Genomic DNA, 21,095 nt, shown 5'->3' with positions numbered 1-21,095 from the left:
GCGATAGATGTCATTGATCAGGCGGTACGGCATATCGATTGGACGTGCTCTGGTCATGTCTCTAGCGTAACGACCATGCCATACAAGGAGCTTCACTGTGCGCGTTCAATCCGACGCGGTCTTCTTACCGCTCAATATCGCCGTACTGACGGTCAGCGACACCCGCACCTACGACAACGACACTTCGGGTGAACTGCTCGCCAGCCGCCCGGTGCAGATCGGCCATCGCCTGGTGGCGCGTGCGCTGCTCAAGGACGATCTGTACAAGATCCGCGCCCAGGTGGCCACCTGGATTGCCGATGAACAGGTGCAGGTGGTGCTGATCACCGGAGGCACCGGTTTCACCGGGCGGGACAGCACACCGGAAGCGGTGGAGTGCCTGCTCGATCGGCGTATCGACGGTTTCGGCGAGCTGTTCCGGGCGTTGTCCATTCTTGATGTCGGTACCTCGACCGTGCAGAGCCGGGCGTTGGCCGGCATGGCCAATGGCACTCTGGTGTGCTGCCTGCCAGGTTCTACCGGTGCCTGCCGCACGGCGTGGGAAGGCATCCTGGTGGAGCAGCTGGATGCGCGGCACCAGCCTTGTAATTTTGTGAAGCACCTTAAGCCCATCGCGCCCTGCGAAACTCGCGGTTGATCAGTTCCGGCCCTATCGCCGGCAAGCCGGCTCCCACGGGTTGATCGCAGTCTTTGATTACTGTGGTGCACCCGTGGGAGCCGGCTTGCCGGCGATAGGGCCAGTCAGCTCAACACATGCTCCACCGGCTGCAACGCCGGTGGCAGCGGCTCCACGCCCAAGGCCCCCAGCACATCCCGCTCGACCGTGCGCACCATGGCATCGGTCGGCAGGTCGTTCTCGTCTCGTCCGAACGGGTCTTCCAGTTCATTGCCGATCGCATCCAGCCCAAAGAAGGTGTACCCCACAATGGTGGTAAACAGCGGTGCCAGCCAGCCCAGCGGCTCGGCCAGCGCGAACGGCAGCAACAGGCAGAAGATGTAGATGGTCCGGTGCAGCAGCAGGGTATAGGGGAAAGGCAACGGTGTGCCCTTGATCCGCTCGCAGGTGGCCTGCACCTCTGACAGCCCGACCAGGCGTTGTTCCAACAGGCTGTAGCGCCAGTCGCTGATCTGCTGCTGCTCGGCCAGGCGTGAGCAGCGGGCGCCAACTTCCTGCAAGATACCGTCGCAGACATTGTGCGGGCGGATCGCAGCGGGGTTGGCCAGCCACGGCCGGGCGGCGGCCACATCATCCTCGTTGCGCAACCGGGCATTGAGCGCATGGGCAAAGCCGCACAGGCTGCGCAGTACCTCGGCGCGCAGCTCTTCATCGGTGATCACCACGCTCTCACGTACGAACGAGCGGGTCTCGATGATCATTTTCCCCCAGGCCTTGCGCCCCTCCCACCAACGGTCGTAACAGGCATTGTTGCGAAAACTCATGAAGATCGACAGCGACAGGCCAAGCAGCGTGAAGGGGGTAGCGCTGACGGGGTAGAAAAACGCCGGGAAGTGGCGTTCGACCAGCACGATCAGGGCGGCGAGCAAGGTCACCATCAGGCAGCGCAGGGCAATGCGTTTGACAATCGAACCCTTGAGGGTGAACAGCACACGCAACACATCGGGGCGAGAGTGAACGATCATGGAAGTCCAGAGACGGCCGGTCAGCCGCCGGTCATGTTCATGAAACGCAGGATCTGCACATCGCCACCGACCTCGAAATGATGGCGGTAGGGCTTGAGGTGTAGCGAATCGCGGATGGCCTTTTCCAGCCGCTCGGCATCACCCGGGTGGGCACGCAGCACCTGTTTGAGGTCCATCGAATGCTCATTGCCCAGGCACAGCAACAGCCGGCCTTCGACGGTCAGGCGCACACGGTTGCAGGTGGCGCAGAAGTTGTGGCTGTGCGGGGAGATGAAGCCGACACGGGTGCTCGACGCTTCCGCCAGGCGCCAGTAACGCGCCGGGCCCTGGGACGATTCGGTCGATTCGATGAGGGTGAACTGCTCGGCCAGACGCGCGCGCACTTCGTCGCTGGAGCAGAACGACTCGCCGCGCTCATGCTCGCTGATCACGCCCAGCGGCATTTCTTCGATGAAGGTGATGTCCAGTTCGCGGTCGATGGCAAAGCGCACCAGGTCGACCAGCTCATCGTCGTTGCGCCCCTTGAGCACCACGCAGTTGAGTTTGATGCGCTGAAAACCAGCGCGGCGGGCCGCGTCGATGCCGGCGATCACCTGGGCCAGGTCGCCGGTGCGGGTCAGTTGCTTGAAACGTTCTGCATCAAGGCTGTCGAGGCTGATGTTCAGGCGTGACAGGCCGGCGTCGAACAGCGGCTGGGCCAGGCGGGGGAGCTGCGAGCCGTTGCTGGTCATGCACAGTTCACGCAGGCCGGGCAGGGCGGCAATGCGCCCGCAGAGGTCGACGATGCCTTGGCGGACCAGCGGCTCGCCGCCAGTGAGGCGAATCTTGCGAGTGCCTAAGGCGACGAAGCGTTCGGCCACCTGGAACAGTTCCTCAAGGCTGAGAATCTGCTGGCGCGGCAGGAACTGCATGTCTTCAGCCATGCAGTAGACGCAACGGAAGTCGCAGCGGTCCGTGACCGACATCCGCAGGTAGTCGATTTTCCGGTTGAAGCCGTCGATCAGGGCCCGGCTGTTCTGTTCCACGTTCGCGCTCGGCAGGGGAGGAGTACTGGCTCCACGCTATAACCTGCGGTGTTCGCCGTCAAATTGCTTTGCCCGACTGCTTGATCAATCTCATCTATCACGGCTGCAGGGCCAGTACTCCAATGCCTTGATCGGATTGTCGCGTTTGCGTGATTACCCGCGAAGGGAACGGTGCCAACACCAACCCGTCATCGAAACGGCCTATCACCCCGTAAGACATTTCGATTGGACGGCCCCCTGTCTGCCTCCATAGGCTGAAAAACAAGCACCGGACGACACGATCCGCTGCACTTTTCGATGCCCGCGTGAGGATTGACCGCATGAGCCAGGACGAACATATCAGGGACTACAAGGGGCCGGCCGCCGGCTGGGGCGCGCTCAAGAGCGTGACCAAGAGCTGGCTGGGCAGTGACAACGCCTTCAAGAACCTGCGGGCCATGCTCAAGACCAACCAGAACGGCGGTTTCGACTGCCCCGGCTGCGCCTGGGGCGAGTCGCCGGAAAGCGACATGGTCAAGTTCTGCGAGAACGGCGCCAAGGCGGTCAACTGGGAGGCCACCGGCCGTTCGGTCGACCCCGCGTTTTTTGCCAGGTACAGCGTCAGCGCGCTGGCCGAGCAGACCGACTACTGGCTCGAATACCAGGGCCGTCTGACCCACCCGATGCGCTACGATGCGGGTACCGACCATTACGTCGAAACCTCCTGGGAAGAGGCCTTTACCCTGATCGCCCGGCACTTGCAGGCGCTTGATTCGCCCGATGAGGCTGAGTTCTACACCTCCGGCCGGGCCAGCAACGAAGCGGCATTCCTCTACCAGCTGTTCGTCCGCGCCTATGGCACCAACAATTTCCCTGACTGCTCGAACATGTGCCACGAGGCCAGTGGCGTGGGCATGTCGGAAACCCTCGGCGTAGGCAAGGGCACCGTGGTGTTCCACGACCTGGAACTGGCCGACGCGATCTTCGTCATCGGCCAGAACCCCGGCACCAATCACCCGCGCATGCTCGAGCCGCTGCGTGAAGCGGTCAAGCGCGGCGCCCAGGTGGTGTGCTTCAACCCGCTCAAAGAGCGTGGTCTGGAGCGCTTCCAGCACCCGCAGCACCCGTTCGAAATGCTCAGCAACGGCTCCGAGCCGACCAACACCGCCTACTTCCGCCCAGCCCTGGGCGGCGACATGGCGGCCATGCGCGGCATTGCCAAGTACCTGCTGCAGTGGGAGCGCGAAGCCCAGGCCAAGGGTGAACCAGCGGTATTCGACCATGACTTCATCGTCGCGCACACCAGCGGTGTGGACGCCTACCTGGCGGCAGTGGATGCCACCTCGTGGGACCATATCGTCGAGCAGTCCGGCCTGACCCTGGCCGAGATCGAGCTGGCCGCGCGCATGTACCGCAAGGCCGAGCGGGTGATCATGTGCTGGGCGATGGGCGTCACCCAGCACCGTCACTCGGTGCCGACCGTGCAGGAGATCGTCAACCTGCAACTGTTGCGCGGCAACGTCGGCAAGCCCGGGGCGGGCCTGTCGCCGGTGCGTGGCCACAGCAATGTGCAAGGCGACCGCACCATGGGTATCGACGAGAAACCCAGGGCGGCGTTGCTCGATGCTTTGGAAAAACGCTTCCAGTTCCGCGTACCTCGCGCCCATGGGCACAACGCGGTGCTGGCGATCCAGGCCATGGAGCAACAGCGTGCCAAGGTGTTCATCGCGCTGGGTGGCAACTTCGCCCAGGCGACGCCGGACACTCCCCGTACCCACGCGGCCCTGCGCAACTGCGCGCTGACGGTGCAGATCTCCACCAAGCTCAACCGTTCGCACCTGGTCACTGGCCGCGATGCGCTGATCCTGCCCTGCCTGGGGCGCACCGAGATCGACCTGCAGGCCGGCGGGCCGCAGGGCGTGACCGTGGAGGACACCTTCAGCATGGTGCATATCTCCCATGGCCAACTGCGCCCGCGTTCACCCCACATGCGGTCCGAACCCTGGATCATTGCCGGCATGGCCAAGGCCACGCTTGGCAACAAGCCCATCGATTGGGAATACGCCGTTGCCGACTATGGCCGTATTCGCAGCATGATTGCCGATGTCATTCCCGGCTTTGCCAACTTCAACGAACGCCTGCTGCAGCCAGGCGGTTTCCACTTGGGCAACAGTGCTGCCGAGCGCAGCTGGCGCACGGCGACCGGCAAGGCGCGCTTCAGTGCCACCCCGTTGCCAGAGCATCTGGTCAATGCCCAGGTGCTCGCCCGTGGCGACAAGCCTGACCTGATCCTGCAGACGATGCGCTCGCATGATCAGTACAACACCACGCTGTATGGGTTAGATGATCGTTATCGGGGCGTGTTTGGCCTGCGAGAAGTGGTGTTCGTCAGCGAAGCGGATATCCGCCGCCTGGGCTTCGAGCCGGGCGAGCACGTAGACCTGGTGTCACTGTGGGAGGACGGTGTGGAGCGCCGGGTATCGGGCTTCCGCCTGGTGCCCTACGACATTCCCGATGGGCAGGCAGCTGCCTACTACCCGGAAACAAACCCGCTGGTGCCGTTGGAAAGTTACGGCGAGGGCACCTATACGCCGACGTCCAAATTCGTGGCGATTCGGCTTGAGAAGGCCAAGGCGGGGAACCGGATCGAAGCGGTGGCGGCGCAGTGATGCGGCGCTAAGGCTGGCCGCGATCAGGGCCTGTGTACCGGGAAAGCCGTGGTGTATTTCATCTGTTCCATGGCAAAGCTGGACGTGATGTTGGAGAGCCCATCGGTGCTGGTAATCAGCTTTTTGTAGAACCGGTCGTAGGCGGCGATATCCCCCACCACCACCCGCAGCATGTAATCCCAGTCCCCAGACATGCGATAGAACTCCATCACCTCCTCGAAGCCTTTCACCGTCTCGGCAAACTGCTCCAGCCAGGCGCTGTCATGGCGCTGGGTCTTGAGCTGGACGAACACCGTCAGGCCCAGGCCCAGGCGTTCGGGGTCGAGCAGGGCGACGCGGCCGAGGATGTAGCCATCCTCTTCCAGGCGTTTGACCCGCTTCCAGCAGGGGGTGGTGGACAGGTTGACGGCTTCGGCCAGGTCCTTGAGCGAGAGCGAGGCGTCGCGCTGAAGCAGGGTGAGGATGTGCTGGTCGAAGCTGTCCATGAGGATCCGCTGGCGGTCAGGAAAATATTCCCCAGATTACCCCAACGATAGAAAAAATTCCCGCAACCGCAGGCGTTGTGGCGGCAGGTGATTGTGCGATAGTTGCGCACTTACATCTGCCAATGGGCCCGACCATGTCCGACAAGCCGCGCAATTTCGCCACCCGTACCATCCACGCCGGTGAGCAGTTCAGTGTCGCCGACAACGCGATCTTCCCGCCTATCTACACCGCCAGCTCATATATCAAGCGCAGCCTCGATGACAACCCCGAGTACGCCTACAGCCGCGTCGGCAACCCGACCCGGCATGCCTATGAAAGCTGTGTCGCGGCGCTTGAAGAGGGTGTTGGCGCGGTGGCCTGTGCCTCCGGTGTAAACGCCACCGCCACGGTGCTGGAGCTGCTCCCCAAGGACGCTCATGTGGTGGTGATGAACGGTGTCTACGGCGGCACCTTCCGCATTCTTGAAGACTACCGCGCACGCACGTCGGGCCTTACCACCACCTATGTCGACCTCAACGATGTCGCGGCCGTAGCGGCGGCGATCAAACCCGAAACCCAGCTGATCTGGATCGAGTCGCCGACCAACCCGTTGCTGCACCTGGTCGACATCAAGGCGGTCTGCGACCTGGCACGGGCGCGTGGCATTCTCACCTGCATCGACAACACCTTCTGCTCGCCGTGGAACCAGCGGCCGATCACCCTCGGTGTGGACCTGGTGATGCATTCGGCCAGCAAATACATTGGTGGCCACTCCGACCTGACCGGCGGCGTGGTGGTGGCTGCCAATGACGCCTTGCTGGGGCGCCTGCGCAAGATCAGCATGGCCGTGGGGGCAATCCAGGGCCCGTTCGACTGTTACCTGGCCCTGCGTGGCCTGAAAACCCTCGACGTGCGCATGGAGCGCCAGTGTGCCAATGCCCTGCAGGTGGCACGCTTTCTGGAAAGCCATCCGCAGATCGAGCAGGTGTATTACCCGGGCCTGGAGAGCCACCCGCAGCACGCGCTGTGCAAACGCCAGATGCGCGCTGGCGGGGCGGTGGTGGCAATGAAGGTCAAGAACGGTGACCGGGCGGCGCTCAATCGCCTGGTGGAGGCATTGCAGATCTTTGTTCTGGCCGACTCGCTGGGCGGCGTGGAGAGCATGATCAACCACTCCTGGAGCATGTCGCACAACTCACTGAGCCCCGAGCAGAAGGGGGTGATGGGGATCAGTGAGAGCCTGTTGCGGCTGTCGATCGGGATCGAGGATTACCGGGACCTGATCGAAGACCTGGACGGGGCTTTGAACGCATCAGCTGCTGTGTAACGGCTGTTGGGCCTGTCGCCGGCAAGCGGGCTTGCCAGCGACAGGCCGATTGATTCAGCAAAAAGCCATCAGGATTTCGGCGGATGAATGATTCGCTCGATCTTGTCCTTGATCAGCAGGCGCTCCTTGCGCAGGCGGTTGACGGTATCGTCGTTGGTCCCATTGCCTTCGGCGGCCACCACCTCCTTGTCTTTGGCGTTGTATTCCTTGTGCAGGGCATGCAGCGTCTGGTCCTTGTCTATCAGTGCCTGGAATGCATCGGCGGTAACGTGCAAGTCAGCGAGCAGATCATGCGGAACTGGCATTTCTTCACCTCTGTCAGGGTTGTCAGTAAGGTCCTGACCTTTGAGGATAGCCGCCTTTGCGCGGGTAGGGGACTGGGGTAGGCTGTCGCTTCCCCCAACGCCTGGAACCTGTGCCATGCCTCACCTGAACCTGGAATACAGCGACAACTTGCGCGAGCTGAATGTCGAGGTACTGCTGCTGCGCCTGAACCACGCCCTGGTCGGCAGCGGCCAGTTTGCCGATGAGGCGGACATCAAAAGCCGCGCCCAGGCGTTCACCCATTACCGGGTGGGCACCGCGCCGGCCGAGCGGGCGTTTGCCCATGTGCGCCTGGCTATCCTCAGCGGGCGCCCGGCGGAGGTAAAGAAGCAATTGTCCGCCAGCTTGCTGGAGGTACTGCGTGAGGCCATACCGGAGCAGGCTGGCGTAGACCTGCAATTGTGCGTGGAAGTGCTGGATATCGACCGCGAGCCTTACGCCAAGCATCGCTTGCCAGGCTGACCGGTATCGCAAGCTTCCCGGCAGCCGGCGCAGATGTTCGTCAGGTTTCACCCGCAGGGCCCGCGCCGTATATACTGCGCGCCAATGTTTGTGGGAGAGCCTCGTGGCCATCGAAATACACTGGATCCGTGACGACCAGACCCTGGCCGAACTCTGCCAGAGGTGGCGCACATTGCCCTTTGTGGCGCTCGACACCGAATTCATGCGGGTCGACACCTTTTATCCGAAAGCCGGCCTGATCCAGATCGGTGACGGTGAGCGGGCTTTTCTCATCGACCCGTTGCTGATCGGCGACTGGCAGCCGCTGGGCGAACTGCTAGAGGATGCCGGCGTGGTCAAGGTGCTGCACGCCTGCAGCGAAGACCTCGAAGTGCTGCTGCGCCTGACCGGCAAGCTGCCGCAGCCGCTGTTCGACACGCAGTTGGCCGCGGGCTACCTGAACCTGGGCTTCTCCATGGGCTATTCGCGCCTGGTCCAGGAAGTGCTGGGCCTTGAGTTGCCCAAGGGTGAAACTCGCTCGGACTGGCTGCAGCGCCCGCTGTCGGACACCCAGGTCAGCTACGCCGCCGAAGATGCCGTGCACCTGGCTGAACTGTTTGCGGCCCTGCGCCCCCGGCTGTCCGACGACAAGTACGCGTGGGTGCTGGAAGACGGTGCCGAACTGGTGGCGGCCTTGCGCCGTGAGGTCGAGCCCGAGACCCTGTACCGCGATGTCAAGTTGGCCTGGAAGCTGGGCCGCCAGCAACTGGCGGTACTGCGTGAACTGTGCGCCTGGCGCGAGCGTGAAGCACGCAGCCGCGATGTGCCGCGCAACCGCATCCTCAAGGAACACTCGCTGTGGCCAATGGCCAAGAACCAGCCGGACAACCTGTCGGCCCTTGCCAAGATCGATGAAATGCACCCACGCACCATCCGCCAGGATGGCCCTTTCCTGATCGAGCTGATCAAGCGCGCTGCCAGCCTGCCGCCTGAGCAATGGCCGGCCACGTTGCCCGAACCGCTGCCGATCGAAGCGGCCGGCATCCTCAAGCGCTTGCGCGCCATCGGCCAGGCCGAAGGCGAGCGTTTGGGCATTGCCCCGGAGCTGATGTTGCGTAAAAAGGCCCTGGAAGCCTTGCTCAAGAGTGGCTACCCCAATGGCCCCTATCAACTGCCCGATTCGCTGCGCGGCTGGCGCCGTGAGCGGATGGGCCAGGCCCTGCTGGACGACCTGGCGGGCGCCGGAGAAACCCGATGAAACGTATCTGCTCGATCTACAAGAGCCCCCGCAAGAACGAAATGTACCTCTATATACTCAAGGCCGAGGGCCTGGAGCGCGTGCCCGAGGCGCTTCTGCCGTTCTTCGGCACGCCCGTGCATGCCTTCGACCTGGTGCTGAGCCCCGAGCGCAAGCTGGCCCGCGAGGACATCGTCAAGGTGCTGGACAACCTCGAAAACCAGGGTTACCACCTGCAGATGCCGCCGGCCGAGGACGAGTACATCGAGCATTTGCCGGAAGAACTTCTGCGCCGAAACGACCCGGTCTGACCCGGCCACGATCCCTTCACATTCTCAGGTGGCCCGTATGCCGGGCCGCCTTCGTTGTCTGCCAAGGTTGTCACTTTGATGCGCGTTCTGATCGCTGAGCAGGATCATGCCAATTTCGCCCGCCTGCTGGCTGAAGCGGCCCCGGACCTGGAGGTTCTGACCAGCGGCGATTCCGCCGAACTGGCCTTGCAGGCACCACAGTGCCCGGTCTGGCTGGGCCAGCCAGACCTGCTGGCAAGTCTGCTGCGCCAGGGCCACAAACCGGCCTGGATGCAATCGACCTGGGCCGGCATCACGCCCTTGCTGGCCGATGGCCTGCCGCGTGATTACCGCCTGACCCGTGCGGTCGGCATCTTTGGCCAGGTGATGGCCGAGTACATGCTCACCTATATGCTGGGGCACGAGCGCGAAGTGCTGTCTCGGCTGGTGAGCCAGGTGGAGCGCCGTTGGGACGACCGCCCGGGGCGCACGCTTGAAGGGCGCAAGGTGCTGATCGTGGGTACCGGCGATATCGGCCAACGCGTGGCCGAGTTCCTCTTGCCGTTTGGCGTGACCCTGTATGGCATCGCCAGCACGCCCCGCGAGCAGGCGCCGTTCGTCGAGGTCGCCGGGTTGGCTGATTTGCCAAGGATGGTCGGGCAGGCCGATTACGTGCTCAACCTGTTGCCGGATACACCGGCAACCCATGACCTTTATGACGCCGCGCTGTTCAAGTGCTTCCAGCCCAGTGCACTGTTCATCAATGCCGGGCGTGGGGTGGCGGTGGTCGATGCTGACCTGGTCGAGGCGCTGAAGCAGGGGGATCTGGCGGGCGCGGTGATCGATGTGTGCCGGCAGGAGCCGTTACCGCAGCGTCACCCGTTCTGGACGGCGTGGGGATTGTTGCTGACCGGGCACAGCTCGGCACCGACTTCGCCGGCGGCGATGGTACGGCTGTTTGTTGAGAACGTGCGGCAATACCAGGCAGGGCAAGGGTTGCGTGGCGAAGTGGATTTCGCGCGGGGCTATTGAGCTGCAGCCGGTCGGTACTGACAAGCGGTCTGGCATTGCCGAAGGCCAGGCTCTAGACTGGCGCCGCCATGGCGCCCAGCTACAACATTCAAGCTGCAAGCCACCAGAAAAAAGCCATACGCGCCGCAATTGCCTGGAGCTTCCAGCATGAAGCCTGGCGCAGGTCCAATGCAGGAAACCCGTGTGATGATCGCTGAAAGCGCGCCGTTCTGGCGGCGCAAGACCCTCGAACAACTCGACCCGCAAGAGTGGGAATCGCTGTGTGACGGCTGTGGCCTGTGCTGCCTGCAAAAGCTCGAGGACGAGGACGACAACAGCGTCTATTACACCCGTATTGCCTGCAAGCTGCTGGACATGAACACCTGCCAGTGCAGCGACTACCCCAACCGTTTCGCCCAGGTGCCTGATTGCATCCAGCTCACCCCTGGCAAGGCTGACCAGTTCAAGTGGCTGCCGAGCACCTGCGGGTATCGTCTGGTCAGCGAGGGCAAGGACCTGCCGGCTTGGCACCACTTGGTCTGCGGCGACCGCAGCCAGGTGCATGAACAGCGCATTTCCCAGTCGGGGCGTATGCTCAGGGAGCAGGATGTGGACGAAGACGACTGGGAAGACCACCTGATTTTTCGCGCCAGCTGAGCGGCATCCTCCGTCGCCTCTGGGAAACAAGGAGTTTCTGTATGCGTTGCCAGCTGTTGCTCCTGCTGGGCCTTGTGGCCAGCTCGCCTGTCTGGGCGAAGAAGGTCGACCTCGACTACCAGGTGCGGCTGTTGCCTGCCAATGGCCAGGCCGAAGTCCGCCTGACCCTGGCAGACGGCAATGCGGTGCGTAGCCTCGACTTTGACCTGGGCAAGCAGGGCGCTTATAGCGGTTTCCAGGCTGACGGCCAGTGGCAGGTGCAGGGGGAGCGCGGCGTGTGGCACCCGGCGGCGGGCAAGACCAGCCTCAGCTACCGGGTCAAGCTGGACGAGAAAGTACGCAGCGGCGCCTATTCCTCGCGCATTACCCCTCACTGGGCTTTGTTCCTGGGTGACCAGCTGGTGCCACCGGCACGCCTTGACCAGCAAGACGGCACCGAACTGGTGGCGCGCTTGTCGGTCGACCTGCCTGAGGGGTGGAAAAGCATCGAAACCTCCTGGCCGCGCATCGGCAAGGACAAATTCCGTATCGACAATGTATCGCGCCTGTTCGATCGCCCGACTGGCTGGATGCTGGCCGGCGACCTTGGCAGCCGACGTGCGCGTCTGGGCGAGACCGAGGTGACGGTGGCGGCCCCGGTGGGGCAGGGCATGCGCCGCATGGACAATCTCACCCTGCTGACCTTCGTCTGGCCACACCTGCAGGCGGTATTCCCACGCGACCCGGCAAAGCTGCTGTTGGTGGGGGCACGTGATGGCATGTGGCGCGGAGCAATGGCAGCGCGGGGGTCGATGTACCTGCACAGCGCCCGGCCCATGGTCAGCGAGAGCGGTAACAGCCCTTTGCTGCGTGAACTGGTGCAGCTGTTTGCGCAGGTTCAAGTGAGTGCTGACAGCGACTGGCTTGGCCAGAGCCTCACCGATTATTACGCCAATGAGTTGCTGCGCCGGGCAGGGGGTGTGAGCGATGACCGCTACCAGGTGTGGCAGGCGCGTTTGCAGAAGCAGGGTGCCAAGGTCACCCAGCTGCGCGGCGAGCGGGCAAGCCCGGCCCAGGTTGCCCGTGGTGTTTTGCTGCTGCAGGCGCTGGACAAGGAGATCCGCATCCACACCCAGGCCAAGCGCTCGCTGGATGATGTGACCCAGGCGCTGATGCGCGTGCCGACGGTGAGCACCGAGGAGTTCGTGCAGATCAGTGAGAATGTGCTGGGGCGACGATCCGAGGTCTTGCAGAGCAAGGCGTTGCGTTAGCTTGCAGGCTGGCCCTGCTGGCGACAGGGCCATTAAAAACAACTGATCAACTACCCGTGAGCGGGTCTTTCCCCGTTACCGTCACCCCACGCGTCGCCGCCTCGGCACTGCGTTTGAGCGCCTCCAGCTCCGTCGCACTGCGTTCGATATCCGAGCGCAAACGGTGATATTCCTGTCGATGCTTCTGCCACCAGGCCTTGGTCGAGCAATGGCCACTGACTCCGCGAGCTACCGCAAGGCCACCGACCACCATCTGCAGCAGCCCGACCAGCCCGCCGTGGCGCATACCCTTGGTGAACATCAGCGCACCACCGGCCAGTGAACCGACCCGCTCCAGGCCCTGTACGTTGTGGTCCTGTGACGCCGTAGTGGAATGAATATCGAGCATGGCAAGCCCTCCATCTGAAGTGTAAGCAGCTGACCAGATGCTTGCTGCACACGTTCAGTCGGTTTGCCAAGTGGTCGCAATTGCCAATGTCGGGAGGGCGTTGCGCGTTGCCCGGCTACTTGAACTTGGGCCCCGAGCGGGTATTGAGCCCCTTGGCCAAACGGTCGTACAACACCACATTCACCGTCGCGGCGAGGTTCATGCAGCCTTCGGTAGGGATGTAGATGGTTTCTTCACACCACGCGCGCACGTTTGCATCAAGGCTGCCGTCTTCCGGCCCGAAGATGTAGATGGCGCGATCAGGGTGGGTGTATTCAGGCAGGGGCCGTGCACCTTCCACCAGTTCCACTGCAACGGGTGTGCAACCCAGCGGGATGATGCGCTGCAGGTCGTCGATGCCGATCAGCGGAATATCGTAGTGCACCCGCTTGGTGTCAGTGACGAAGTCGCGGGCGCGCTCGTAGCGCTTGCCGGTGTAGAACACCGAGTTGACGCCGTAGCAACCCGCTGCGCGCATCACCGAACCTACGTTCTCTGCAGATTTTGGGTTGAACAGGCCGATGCAACTGTACCGTTTGTTTGCCACGTGCCGGGGCCCTTCGCAAAAAAAGCGCGATTATACGGGCTCGCCGGCAGCAGCGGGGGCTGTGTCGACAGTCAGTCTTTCTTCAGCAAGCCAGCCAGCCCGGCGAACGGGTTGTGCGTGGCCTTGGCAATGTTCGGGGTGCTGGTGGAGCCTTCGCTGAAGTACTGCTGGTCGGTATAGCGCGAGTGCTCGTTGTCGTGGCAGTACAGGCACAGCAGCTCCCAGTTGGAGCCGTCCTGGGGGTTGTTGTCGTGGTTGTGGTCACGGTGATGCACGGTCAGCTCGCTCAGGCGCTTGCCGGCGAATTCACGGGCGCAACGGCCGCACACGTGCGGGTACATTCTCAGGGCTTTGTCGCGGTAGCCCATCTCTTTGTCGCGCTTGGCGTCGGCGAGGATGCGGTCGAGGCGGGCGGTGGCGGCGGACGTGGATGCCGAACTCATGGTGTTTCCTTTGTTCTGATCAGGCAGGTAACGGTTATGCCAACGAGTCTAGCGCGCTTGCAGGGCAAGCGGACAGGCGAAAACGTGTATTAAGGCGTAGCCTGTAGGAATGTTCAGACAGGAGGTTGCTGATGTTTCATGCGATCCTCGCCGCGCTGCTGTTAGCCGGCCTGCCCTTGGCGCATGCCGCCGGCACGCCGCCGCGTATCACTACACCGGTGCCCGGGGCACCTGGCACGGCAACGCCCACGCCGTACCCTCAGATTACCCCGAGCACTGTACCCAACGCCTACGACAGCCAGCCCGGCGCGCCGCTGCTGCCGCCCATGCCGGTGCCCGGGCCGCCGAAGGATCAGCCATTGCCTGGATTGCGTACGGAACCGGTCAAGCCGCCGGCGAATGACGACTAAAGCGCCAGGCGCTGGCCGTCCTGCATTCGCAGGCGTTTCGACAAGGCTACGGCCAGTGCGCGGATGATCCGCGCGGCGATGCGTGGGGCTTCGTTGAGCATCTTTTCCAACGAATCCTTGCCCAAGGTCAGCAGTAGGCAGTCGCTGGCGGCCATGCAGCTGGCCGAGCGGCGCTCGCCGTCGAGCACGGCCATTTCGCCGAAGGCGCGGCCGCTGCGCAGCGTGGCGATTTCTACCTGGGCGCCGTGGGCGTCGGTCTTGCGCACTGAAACCACACCCTGGTGCAGGATGCACATGAAGGTGCCGGCGTCGCCTTCGTTGAAGATGGTTTCGCCTTCGACCAGGGTGGCGAGGCTGAAGTAGCCTGCGGCGGTATGGAAGTCACCGGGCTGCAAGGTATCGAACAGGTCGCAGTCCATGAGCATGTCGCGGATTTCGGCGCTGAGATGGGTCTGGTCGGGCATGTGTCGTTCTTCTTGGCGGGTGTTGTCCGAAAGTTTTTGGGCGGCCCCGATCGTCGGCTTGCCGGCAATCAGGGCTATTGGCCCTGCCAACCTATGACAACGAAAAGCGCGTTTTACACCACGCCCAGCTCATTGAAGACGAACGCATATTCAAGTGCCACGTCTCGCAACCCCTGGTAGCGGCCACTCATACCGCCGTGCCCGGCCCCCATCTCGGTCTTGAGCAGTAGCAGGTTGCTGTCGGTCTTGCGCGTACGCAGTCGCGCCACCCACTTGGCGGCCTCCCAGTACTGCACGCGGCTGTCGTTGTAGCCAGCGACCACCAGCATGGCCGGGTAGGCCTGGGCGCTGACGTTTTCGTAGGGGGCGTAGGCCTTGATCCGCTCATACACCTGCGGCTCTTGCGGGTTGCCCCATTCGTCGTACTCGGTGACGGTCAATGGCAGCTCGGGGTCGAGCATGGTGTTGAGCACATCGACGAACGGCACTTCGGCGATGGCGCAGCGGAACAGATCCGGGCGCAGGTTGAGCACTGCGCCCATCAGCAGGCCTCCGGCGCTGCCGCCACTGATGGCCAAGCGGTCGGAGGCTGTCACGCCTTGGGCGATCAGGTGCTCGGCGCAGGCGATGAAGTCGCTGAAGCTGTTGTGCTTGTGCTCCTGCTTGCCGGCGCGGTACCAGGCTTCCCCCAGCTCGCCGCCACCGCGCACATGGGCGATGGCAAAGGCCACACCGCGTTGTAGCAGGCTCAGGCGGGCGTGCGAGAACCACGGGTCGAGGCTCTCGCCGTAGGCACCGTAACCGTACAGGTAGAGGGGGACCGTCTTGCCCTGGTCTTGTTTGCGGCGCACCAGGCTGATCGGTACCTGGGTGCCGTCGGTGGCGGTGGCCCACAGGCGTTCGCTGACGTAGTCGTCGGCATCGAACTCGCCCAGCACCGGAGTTTGCTTGAGCACTGTCTGCGCGCCCGTAGCCAGGTCCAGCTGACGCACCTGGGCCGGGCGGTTGAGTGCCTCGTAGCGCAGGCGGATGCGCGTGCTGGCGAATTCCAGGCTGTCCTGCACGTACAGGCTATAGGCCGCGTCAGGCAACTCGACGCGGTAGGCCGGCGTGCCTTGCGGGCGCACTTCGATGATCGGCAAGCCGCCTTCACGCAGGCTCAAGGTGAGGGCGCTGGCGTTGAGGCTCAGGCCTTCGAGCATGATGTCGTCGCGGTGCGGCACCAGCACCTGCCATTGCTCGCGGGTGGGCACCTGGTCTGCCGCTGCCTGGTACAGGGCGAAATTGATGCCGTCCTGGTTGCTGCGGATGAACCAGCGCCACTGGCCATCGAGCTGGCCGTGGTCGGGGAAATACTCGTGGCCCTCGGCGCGCGGTGCCAGGCAGGTGAATGCCTCTTTTGGCGTTTCAGCGTCCAGCACCCAGGCTTCGCTGGTGGTCTTGCTGTTGAGCAGCAGGACCAGCTGGCGCTCGGAGCTGGCGCGGTAGCAATGCAGGAAAAAACGCCCGTCCGGCTCTTCGAAAACGGCCTGCGCGCCGGTTTCGCCCAACGTGTGACGGCGCAGCCGCCACGGGCGGTGGGTATCGTCCAGTTCGGCAAAGAACAGCGTCTGGCTGTCGTTGGCCCAGGTCAGGCTGCCGTCGCAGTCGTCGAAGGGCAGGGCGGTCAGGTTGCCGCTGGCCAGGTCCTTGACGTACAGGGTGTAGACCTCGTCGCCGCTGGTGTCGAGGCTGTAGGCCAGCAGGCGGTGATCGGGGCTGACGCTGAAGCCGCCAAGGGCCAGAAAGCCGCCGTTCGCCAGGGCGTTGGGGTCGAGCAGCAGCTGTTCCTGGCTTTCGTCCACCGTGTTGGCGTCATCCGCAGGCCGTGGGCAGCGATAGTGGCGCGGGTACTCATCGCCTGCCGTGGTGCGTGTGTAATACAGGTACGGGCCCCAGGGGGAGGGCAGCGACAGGTCGGTTTCTAGGATACGGCCCTTGATCTCTTCGAACAGCTGTTCACGCAGGGGCGCCTGGTCGGCCAGGCAGGCTTGCTGATAGGCGTTTTCGGCCTGCAGGTACTCGAGCACCTCAGGGGTGTCGCGCTGTTGCAACCAGGCGTAAGGGTCGGTGGCCTGGTCTTGGCGGGCGATGGGGGGCTGGAGCGCGTTGGGCATCGGGGATCTCTTGGCTGGGGGGCGCCTGCGCCCGGAAAAGTGTTTATCATAGGCAACTCTTTGCCTGGCTTGCACGATCACCATGACCGAGAACGACTATACCCTCGCCTGGGGCCTTTACGCTGTTGCTGCCCTGGGTTGTCTCTGGGTGGGCTTCAAACTCACTGGCTGGATGTGGCGCTGGCTGCGTGAGCCGCTGCGGGTGATCCTCGCGGTCCTGTTGTTGACGCCGACCGTCGTCGACCCGGGCAAGGATGCCATGGCCCCGGCCATCGCCATCACTGCACTGGACGTTGCCTTCAAGGTGGGCAACAACGCCTGGCGCGCGGTATCGGACTTTGCCATGTACGGCCTGATCGCCTTTGGCCTGTACTTGGCCTTCGTGCTGCTGCGCTGGCCGCTGGAAAAGCGTGCCCGCGAGCGTCGCGAGCAGCAGGAGGCCGCCGCCAAACGCCTGGCTGCCGAGGACGACCAAGTGAGCGTCGGGGCGCCGCTGGCCGCCGAACGCGGTGACCGTTACCGCAATGACCCGCCGCCTGCCGCACCTTCTGGTGGCCGGGTCGAGCCACGTCTGTAAGCGGAGGCATCACCATGTGCGAACTGCTGGGCATGAGCGCCAACGTCCCCACCGACATCGTCTTCAGCTTCACCGGCCTGATGCAGCGCGGCGGCCGTACCGGCCCGCACCGTGACGGCTGGGGCATCGGTTTCTACGAAGGCCGCGGCCTGCGGCTGTTTCAGGACCCGGCAGCGAGCAGCGAGTCGGAAGTCGCCAACCTGGTGCAGCGTTATCCGATCAAGAGCGAAGTGGTCATTGGCCACATCCGCCAGGCCAATGTCGGCCAGGTGTGCCTGTCCAATACGCACCCGTTCGTGCGCGAAATGTGGGGCCGTAACTGGTGCTTCGCCCACAACGGCCAGCTGGGTGCGTTCAAGGGTGAGGCGACCTTTTACCGGCCGGTGGGCGACACCGACAGCGAAGCAGCCTTTTGCGACTTGCTCAACCGTATTCGCGCGGCTTTCCCTGAGCCGGTCGCAGTGGAACAGCTGCTGCCGGTGCTGGTCGAAGCCTGTGCCGAGTATCGCGGCAAGGGCGTGTTCAACTGCCTGCTCAGCAATGGTGACTGGCTGTTCTGCTTCTGTTCGACCAAGCTGGTACACATTACCCGTCGCGCCCCCTTTGGCGCGGCGCGTTTGAAGGATGTCGACCTGATCGTCGACTTTCACACCCAAACCACCCCCAATGACGTGGTCACGGTGATTGCCACCGAGGCCTTGACCGAGAACGAGACCTGGCGGCGCTACGAACCCGGCCAATGGGGCCTGTGGCGGCACGGAGAGTGCGTTTCGCAAGGCCAGAGCTAAGGACGCTGCATGTTCAGAAGTTACCTGCGGTTGCTGCTGTTCACCTTCGGCCTGCTGGCCGGTATCCAGGTGCCTGGGCTGGTCAAGGACTACAGCCAGCGGGTCGAGGCGCACCTGTTCGAATCGCGCCAGGCACTCGATGGCTTCAAACAGACCGCCGAACGCTTCTTCAAGGGCGATTTGCAGGCGCTGGTGCGGCATTACCGCAGCAGTGACGATGTGGTGTTCAACAGCGATGCCAACAGCATAGAAAGCCTGCTGATCCGCAACCAGGTGCTCGAGAACGAGTGGCAGGCGCTGCAAGGCTCGTGGGTCAGCCGCACCTGGCACGTGCTGGTGCAGCCCGATCCGCAAATGCGTGAAGAGACGCTCAAGGGGTACAACTATCAGATTCTGCTGGTGCCGGAGGCGATTGGCTGGGGCGTCGGTGCAGGGTTTGTGCTGGCGTTTGTCGTCGAAAGCCTGTTGCTGGGAATTGCCTGGGTCATTCTCGGTGGGCGGCGCAAGGCGGTGAAAGAGAGCTGGCGTTGATCCCTTCTGGGTCAGGTCCGGCCCTATCGCCGGCAAGCCGGCTCCCACAAATAATTCACTGTCCGTGAGAACTGTGAGGGCCGGTAAGACACTAGCGTTTGTCAAACCAACACAATCCGCTGCCCACCCACATCCTGCGCATAGCGCTCCAGTACCTGCCGGCACACCCCGACCACCTCATCCACCAGCGCCACCCCGGTCTGCCAGGCCACCACCAGTTCCAGGCTCGGCGGCGGCTGCAAGCCTTCGAGCAGCACCAGTTCGCCCCGGCTCAGTTCGGCGTCCACCAGCGCGGGCGGCAGCGCACCAATGCCGAAGCCATCGCGCAACAGCCGTGTGATCGCCGCCACCGAGTTCACGCAGTTGAGCCGCGGGGTTTCGGCCCCTGCGGCTTGCAACAGGCTGAGCACTTCCTGGTGCGGCCGTGAGTTCTTCGAGAACGTGACGATCCGCTCACGCCCAAGCTCGGCCAGCGAGGCGTAGTCGCGGTGTTGGGCTGAGCCGGCCGCCACCACCCAGCCCATCGGGTAGCGCGCCAGGTCCAGGCTGCGGATCGACTGCTCGCGCAGCAGGTCGGTTTGCAGGATCACGTCGAGAAAGCCTTTTTGCAGCTGTTCGCGCAAGTTCAATGCAGTATCAGCCACCAGCTCGATTTCCACCTGCGGGTAGCGTTCGCTCAACTCGGCCACCAGCGCGCTCATCCAGGTGTGGATCACGGTGTCCATCACGCCAAGCCGGATGCGCCCGACCTTGGCCCGGTCGCTGTCCAGCGACTGTTTCATGGCCTTGGCGGTGTCGAGCATGCGCTCGGCATACTCCAGCACCTTGCTGCCCTCCGGGGTCAGGCTGACGCCGCGTGAATCGCGCAGCAGCAGCTTGACGCCCAGGTCGGCTTCCAGTGCCGCAATGCGGCTGGAGACCGACGCCTGGGTGGTGAAAAGTTTCTCGGCGGTGAGGCGGAAGCTCTTGAGCCGGGCGACCCAGACGAAAGTTTCGAGGAAGCGTAGGTTCATGATCAGTTTTTCTTGTTCCAGACCGGCGGTTTTTCTCGTTGGACTCGGGCGCTGCGGGCTCTGAACATGACGCACAGGCCGCGACGCCAGACGTCGCCCATAAAACAATACCAACAAGCCGAGGCAAGCATGAACCCAAGCGGCGTGCAGCAACAGGTGCAATCCCCACCTTCGACCGGGCCGTTCGCCTGGTACCGCGACATCGACTCCCAGCAACGGCGCACGTTCTGGAGCTGCAAGATCGGCTATGGCCTGGATGGCATGGACACCCAAATGCTCAGCTTCGTCATCCCTACGCTGATCATGCTGTGGGGCATCACCACGACCGAAGCCGGGCTGATCCACACCAGCACCCTGATTGCCTCGGCCATCGGCGGCTGGGTCGCTGGCATCCTCTCCGACCGCATCGGCCGCGTGCGCACCTTGCAACTGACGGTGCTGTGGTTCGCCTTCTTCACCTTCCTCTGCGGCTTCGCCCAGAACTACGAGCAACTGCTGATCGCCCGGACCCTGATGGGCTTCGGCTTTGGCGGCGAGTGGACCGCCGGCGCGGTGCTGATCGGTGAGGTGATCCGCGCCCAGGACCGTGGCAAGGCGGTGGGCATGGTGCAGTCCGGCTGGGCCATCGGCTGGGGCCTGACGGCGATCCTTTATGCGCTGCTGTTCTCCTGGCTACCGGCGGAGCAGGCGTGGCGCGCGCTGTTCCTGCTGGGGCTGGTACCGGCCATTTTCGTGATTTTCGTCCGGCGCCTGGTCAAAGACCCTGAGGTGTATCGCCAGGCCAAGGCAGTGGAGAGCGCCGAGGCGCCCTCGCAGTTCTACGAGATCTTCGCCCCCGGCATGCTCTGGACCACAATACGTGCGTCGCTGCTGACCACCGGTGCGCTGGGGGGCTACTACGCCATCACCTCGTGGCTGCCGACCTTCCTCAAGAACGAGCGCGGCTTGAGCGTGCTGGGTACCGGTGGCTACCTGGCCATGGTGATCGTCGGCTCCTACATCGGCTACGTCGTCAGCGCTTACCTGTCTGACATTCTGGGGCGCAAGAAGAACTTCATCCTGTTCGCCGTGGGCTCGTTCATCATCGTGCTGCTGTACACCCAGATGCCGGTTAGCGATGGCGTGATGCTGTGGCTGGGTTTCCCGCTGGGCTTTTTTGCCTCGGGCATCTTCAGCGGCATGGGGGCCTTCCTCACCGAGCTGTTCCCCACCCGTATCCGTGGCTCGGGGCAGGGGTTCTGCTACAACATCGGCAAGGTCATCGCCGCGATGTTCCCCTTGCTGATCGGCCTGCTTGGCCAGAAGGTGCCGCTGGGGCTGGGCATTGGCGGGTTCGCCGCGGTGTCGTACGGTGTGGTGATTCTGGCGGCCTTGAGCCTGCCGGAAACCCGCGGCAAACACCTCCAGGCGCGTTAAGGTAGGC

Annotated in this window: 24 protein-coding genes; 14 read left to right on the top strand and 10 right to left on the bottom strand. The window is 63.5% G+C overall.

Features of this window, described 5'->3' with window-relative positions; genetic code table 11:
* Positions 1–97: 97 nt before the first annotated feature.
* Positions 98–637 carry a molybdenum cofactor biosynthesis protein B gene (moaB, locus tag ACW4TB_RS22090; protein WP_279930841.1) on the top strand — a complete coding sequence of 180 codons (540 nt, stop codon included), beginning with the start codon at positions 98–100 and terminating at the stop codon, positions 635–637.
* A gap of 104 nt (positions 638–741) precedes the next feature.
* On the opposite strand, the gene ACW4TB_RS22085 is transcribed toward moaB, so the two are convergent.
* Both ACW4TB_RS22085 and moaA read right to left on the bottom strand, forming a co-directional pair.
* Positions 742–1,641, bottom strand: a complete 900-nt coding sequence (locus ACW4TB_RS22085; RefSeq protein WP_012315730.1) for a bestrophin family protein — start codon at positions 1,639–1,641, stop codon at positions 742–744.
* 20 nt (positions 1,642–1,661) lie between these two features.
* Positions 1,662–2,666 (bottom strand): GTP 3',8-cyclase MoaA, encoded by a 1,005-nt coding sequence (gene moaA, locus ACW4TB_RS22080; protein WP_012315729.1) that lies wholly within the window; start codon positions 2,664–2,666, stop codon positions 1,662–1,664.
* A gap of 320 nt (positions 2,667–2,986) precedes the next feature.
* Here moaA and ACW4TB_RS22075 point away from each other — a divergent pair, with 320 nt between their 5' ends.
* Positions 2,987–5,314 carry an FdhF/YdeP family oxidoreductase gene (locus tag ACW4TB_RS22075; RefSeq protein WP_279930838.1) on the top strand — a complete coding sequence of 776 codons (2,328 nt, stop codon included), beginning with the start codon at positions 2,987–2,989 and terminating at the stop codon, positions 5,312–5,314.
* 23 nt (positions 5,315–5,337) lie between these two features.
* Here the strand turns inward: ACW4TB_RS22075 and ACW4TB_RS22070 are convergent, their stop codons facing one another.
* Positions 5,338–5,799, bottom strand: coding sequence for an Lrp/AsnC family transcriptional regulator (locus ACW4TB_RS22070; protein ID WP_012315727.1), 462 nt, complete (start codon positions 5,797–5,799; stop codon positions 5,338–5,340).
* A 134-nt stretch (positions 5,800–5,933) separates the two neighbouring features.
* Between ACW4TB_RS22070 and ACW4TB_RS22065 the strand changes: the two genes are divergently transcribed.
* Positions 5,934–7,106, top strand: a complete 1,173-nt coding sequence (locus ACW4TB_RS22065; RefSeq protein ID WP_196996882.1) for a trans-sulfuration enzyme family protein — start codon at positions 5,934–5,936, stop codon at positions 7,104–7,106.
* 68 nt (positions 7,107–7,174) lie between these two features.
* Here the strand turns inward: ACW4TB_RS22065 and ACW4TB_RS22060 are convergent, their stop codons facing one another.
* Complete coding sequence (locus ACW4TB_RS22060; RefSeq protein ID WP_012315725.1) at positions 7,175–7,411, bottom strand: YdcH family protein; 237 nt, start codon at positions 7,409–7,411, stop codon at positions 7,175–7,177.
* A gap of 115 nt (positions 7,412–7,526) precedes the next feature.
* Between ACW4TB_RS22060 and ACW4TB_RS22055 the strand changes: the two genes are divergently transcribed.
* The 6 genes from ACW4TB_RS22055 to ACW4TB_RS22030 all read left to right on the top strand — a co-directional run bounded on the left by ACW4TB_RS22055 (position 7,527) and on the right by ACW4TB_RS22030 (position 12,316).
* Positions 7,527–7,892, top strand: coding sequence for a 5-carboxymethyl-2-hydroxymuconate Delta-isomerase (locus tag ACW4TB_RS22055; protein WP_012315724.1), 366 nt, complete (start codon positions 7,527–7,529; stop codon positions 7,890–7,892).
* 103 nt (positions 7,893–7,995) lie between these two features.
* Positions 7,996–9,129 carry a ribonuclease D gene (rnd, locus tag ACW4TB_RS22050; RefSeq protein ID WP_254466290.1) on the top strand — a complete coding sequence of 378 codons (1,134 nt, stop codon included), beginning with the start codon at positions 7,996–7,998 and terminating at the stop codon, positions 9,127–9,129.
* Positions 9,126–9,419, top strand: coding sequence for a YcgL domain-containing protein (locus ACW4TB_RS22045; protein ID WP_279930832.1), 294 nt, complete (start codon positions 9,126–9,128; stop codon positions 9,417–9,419). Before rnd ends, ACW4TB_RS22045 begins: the two co-directional genes overlap by 4 nt.
* Positions 9,420–9,494: 75 nt before the next feature.
* On the top strand, positions 9,495–10,430 hold the full coding sequence (locus ACW4TB_RS22040) for a D-2-hydroxyacid dehydrogenase (protein WP_455843077.1): 936 nt from the start codon (positions 9,495–9,497) through the stop codon (positions 10,428–10,430).
* 147 nt (positions 10,431–10,577) lie between these two features.
* The gene (locus ACW4TB_RS22035) at positions 10,578–11,066 is read left to right on the top strand and encodes a YcgN family cysteine cluster protein (RefSeq protein ID WP_012315720.1); all 489 of its coding nucleotides are present in this window, start codon (positions 10,578–10,580) and stop codon (positions 11,064–11,066) included.
* A gap of 41 nt (positions 11,067–11,107) precedes the next feature.
* Complete coding sequence (locus tag ACW4TB_RS22030; RefSeq protein ID WP_279930829.1) at positions 11,108–12,316, top strand: hypothetical protein; 1,209 nt, start codon at positions 11,108–11,110, stop codon at positions 12,314–12,316.
* A gap of 46 nt (positions 12,317–12,362) precedes the next feature.
* Here the strand turns inward: ACW4TB_RS22030 and ACW4TB_RS22025 are convergent, their stop codons facing one another.
* The 3 genes from ACW4TB_RS22025 to ACW4TB_RS22015 all read right to left on the bottom strand — a co-directional run bounded on the left by ACW4TB_RS22025 (position 12,363) and on the right by ACW4TB_RS22015 (position 13,733).
* The gene (locus ACW4TB_RS22025) at positions 12,363–12,704 is read right to left on the bottom strand and encodes a DUF2892 domain-containing protein (RefSeq protein ID WP_012315718.1); all 342 of its coding nucleotides are present in this window, start codon (positions 12,702–12,704) and stop codon (positions 12,363–12,365) included.
* Positions 12,705–12,819: 115 nt separating this feature from the next.
* Positions 12,820–13,290, bottom strand: coding sequence for an RNA methyltransferase (locus ACW4TB_RS22020; RefSeq protein ID WP_039602101.1), 471 nt, complete (start codon positions 13,288–13,290; stop codon positions 12,820–12,822).
* A gap of 71 nt (positions 13,291–13,361) precedes the next feature.
* The gene (locus tag ACW4TB_RS22015; RefSeq protein ID WP_279930826.1) at positions 13,362–13,733 is read right to left on the bottom strand and encodes a YajD family HNH nuclease; all 372 of its coding nucleotides are present in this window, start codon (positions 13,731–13,733) and stop codon (positions 13,362–13,364) included.
* A gap of 131 nt (positions 13,734–13,864) precedes the next feature.
* Between ACW4TB_RS22015 and ACW4TB_RS22010 the strand changes: the two genes are divergently transcribed.
* On the top strand, positions 13,865–14,143 hold the full coding sequence (locus tag ACW4TB_RS22010; RefSeq protein ID WP_279930824.1) for a hypothetical protein: 279 nt from the start codon (positions 13,865–13,867) through the stop codon (positions 14,141–14,143).
* On the opposite strand, the gene ACW4TB_RS22005 is transcribed toward ACW4TB_RS22010, so the two are convergent.
* Both ACW4TB_RS22005 and ACW4TB_RS22000 read right to left on the bottom strand, forming a co-directional pair.
* The gene (locus ACW4TB_RS22005) at positions 14,140–14,607 is read right to left on the bottom strand and encodes a cyclic nucleotide-binding domain-containing protein (RefSeq protein WP_012315714.1); all 468 of its coding nucleotides are present in this window, start codon (positions 14,605–14,607) and stop codon (positions 14,140–14,142) included. The genes ACW4TB_RS22010 and ACW4TB_RS22005 overlap by 4 nt on opposite strands.
* A 113-nt stretch (positions 14,608–14,720) precedes the next feature.
* Positions 14,721–16,763 carry a S9 family peptidase gene (locus ACW4TB_RS22000; protein WP_279930821.1) on the bottom strand — a complete coding sequence of 681 codons (2,043 nt, stop codon included), beginning with the start codon at positions 16,761–16,763 and terminating at the stop codon, positions 14,721–14,723.
* 82 nt (positions 16,764–16,845) lie between these two features.
* On the opposite strand from ACW4TB_RS22000, the gene ACW4TB_RS21995 reads away from it, so the two are divergent.
* The 3 genes from ACW4TB_RS21995 to ACW4TB_RS21985 are packed head-to-tail and all read left to right on the top strand — an operon-like array spanning position 16,846 to position 18,659.
* The gene (locus ACW4TB_RS21995) at positions 16,846–17,340 is read left to right on the top strand and encodes an MFS transporter (protein WP_279930819.1); all 495 of its coding nucleotides are present in this window, start codon (positions 16,846–16,848) and stop codon (positions 17,338–17,340) included.
* 14 nt (positions 17,341–17,354) lie between these two features.
* Positions 17,355–18,128 carry a class II glutamine amidotransferase gene (locus ACW4TB_RS21990; RefSeq protein ID WP_012315711.1) on the top strand — a complete coding sequence of 258 codons (774 nt, stop codon included), beginning with the start codon at positions 17,355–17,357 and terminating at the stop codon, positions 18,126–18,128.
* Positions 18,129–18,137: 9 nt separating this feature from the next.
* Positions 18,138–18,659, top strand: a complete 522-nt coding sequence (locus ACW4TB_RS21985) for a DUF2937 family protein (protein WP_279930816.1) — start codon at positions 18,138–18,140, stop codon at positions 18,657–18,659.
* Positions 18,660–18,760: 101 nt separating this feature from the next.
* On the opposite strand, the gene ACW4TB_RS21980 is transcribed toward ACW4TB_RS21985, so the two are convergent.
* The gene (locus ACW4TB_RS21980) at positions 18,761–19,672 is read right to left on the bottom strand and encodes a LysR family transcriptional regulator (RefSeq protein ID WP_279930815.1); all 912 of its coding nucleotides are present in this window, start codon (positions 19,670–19,672) and stop codon (positions 18,761–18,763) included.
* A gap of 129 nt (positions 19,673–19,801) precedes the next feature.
* Between ACW4TB_RS21980 and ACW4TB_RS21975 the strand changes: the two genes are divergently transcribed.
* Positions 19,802–21,088, top strand: coding sequence for an MFS transporter (locus ACW4TB_RS21975; RefSeq protein ID WP_039603254.1), 1,287 nt, complete (start codon positions 19,802–19,804; stop codon positions 21,086–21,088).
* The last annotated feature ends 7 nt before the right edge of the window (positions 21,089–21,095 follow it).

The sequence above is a fragment of the Lelliottia jeotgali genome (assembly GCF_977070485.1).
This window is presented reverse-complemented; position numbering and strand designations above follow the sequence as displayed.

Bases quoted from the DNA above. Each gene is read 5' to 3' on its own strand.
- ACW4TB_RS22085 (WP_012315730.1), bottom strand. From the start codon at position 1,641: ATGATCGTTCACTCTCGCCCCGATGTGTTGCGTGTGCTGTTCACCCTC.
- ACW4TB_RS22075 (WP_279930838.1), top strand. From the start codon at position 2,987: ATGAGCCAGGACGAACATATCAGGGACTACAAGGGGCCGGCCGCCGGC.
- ACW4TB_RS22070 (WP_012315727.1), bottom strand. From the start codon at position 5,799: ATGGACAGCTTCGACCAGCACATCCTCACCCTGCTTCAGCGCGACGCC.
- ACW4TB_RS22065 (WP_196996882.1), top strand. From the start codon at position 5,934: ATGTCCGACAAGCCGCGCAATTTCGCCACCCGTACCATCCACGCCGGT.
- ACW4TB_RS22060 (WP_012315725.1), bottom strand. From the start codon at position 7,411: ATGCCAGTTCCGCATGATCTGCTCGCTGACTTGCACGTTACCGCCGAT.
- ACW4TB_RS22055 (WP_012315724.1), top strand. From the start codon at position 7,527: ATGCCTCACCTGAACCTGGAATACAGCGACAACTTGCGCGAGCTGAAT.
- ACW4TB_RS22045 (WP_279930832.1), top strand. From the start codon at position 9,126: ATGAAACGTATCTGCTCGATCTACAAGAGCCCCCGCAAGAACGAAATG.
- ACW4TB_RS22035 (WP_012315720.1), top strand. From the start codon at position 10,578: ATGAAGCCTGGCGCAGGTCCAATGCAGGAAACCCGTGTGATGATCGCT.
- ACW4TB_RS22030 (WP_279930829.1), top strand. From the start codon at position 11,108: ATGCGTTGCCAGCTGTTGCTCCTGCTGGGCCTTGTGGCCAGCTCGCCT.
- ACW4TB_RS22025 (WP_012315718.1), bottom strand. From the start codon at position 12,704: ATGCTCGATATTCATTCCACTACGGCGTCACAGGACCACAACGTACAG.
- ACW4TB_RS22015 (WP_279930826.1), bottom strand. From the start codon at position 13,733: ATGAGTTCGGCATCCACGTCCGCCGCCACCGCCCGCCTCGACCGCATC.
- ACW4TB_RS22010 (WP_279930824.1), top strand. From the start codon at position 13,865: ATGTTTCATGCGATCCTCGCCGCGCTGCTGTTAGCCGGCCTGCCCTTG.
- ACW4TB_RS22005 (WP_012315714.1), bottom strand. From the start codon at position 14,607: ATGCCCGACCAGACCCATCTCAGCGCCGAAATCCGCGACATGCTCATG.
- ACW4TB_RS22000 (WP_279930821.1), bottom strand. From the start codon at position 16,763: ATGCCCAACGCGCTCCAGCCCCCCATCGCCCGCCAAGACCAGGCCACC.
- ACW4TB_RS21995 (WP_279930819.1), top strand. From the start codon at position 16,846: ATGACCGAGAACGACTATACCCTCGCCTGGGGCCTTTACGCTGTTGCT.
- ACW4TB_RS21990 (WP_012315711.1), top strand. From the start codon at position 17,355: ATGTGCGAACTGCTGGGCATGAGCGCCAACGTCCCCACCGACATCGTC.
- ACW4TB_RS21985 (WP_279930816.1), top strand. From the start codon at position 18,138: ATGTTCAGAAGTTACCTGCGGTTGCTGCTGTTCACCTTCGGCCTGCTG.
- ACW4TB_RS21980 (WP_279930815.1), bottom strand. From the start codon at position 19,672: ATGAACCTACGCTTCCTCGAAACTTTCGTCTGGGTCGCCCGGCTCAAG.
- ACW4TB_RS21975 (WP_039603254.1), top strand. From the start codon at position 19,802: ATGAACCCAAGCGGCGTGCAGCAACAGGTGCAATCCCCACCTTCGACC.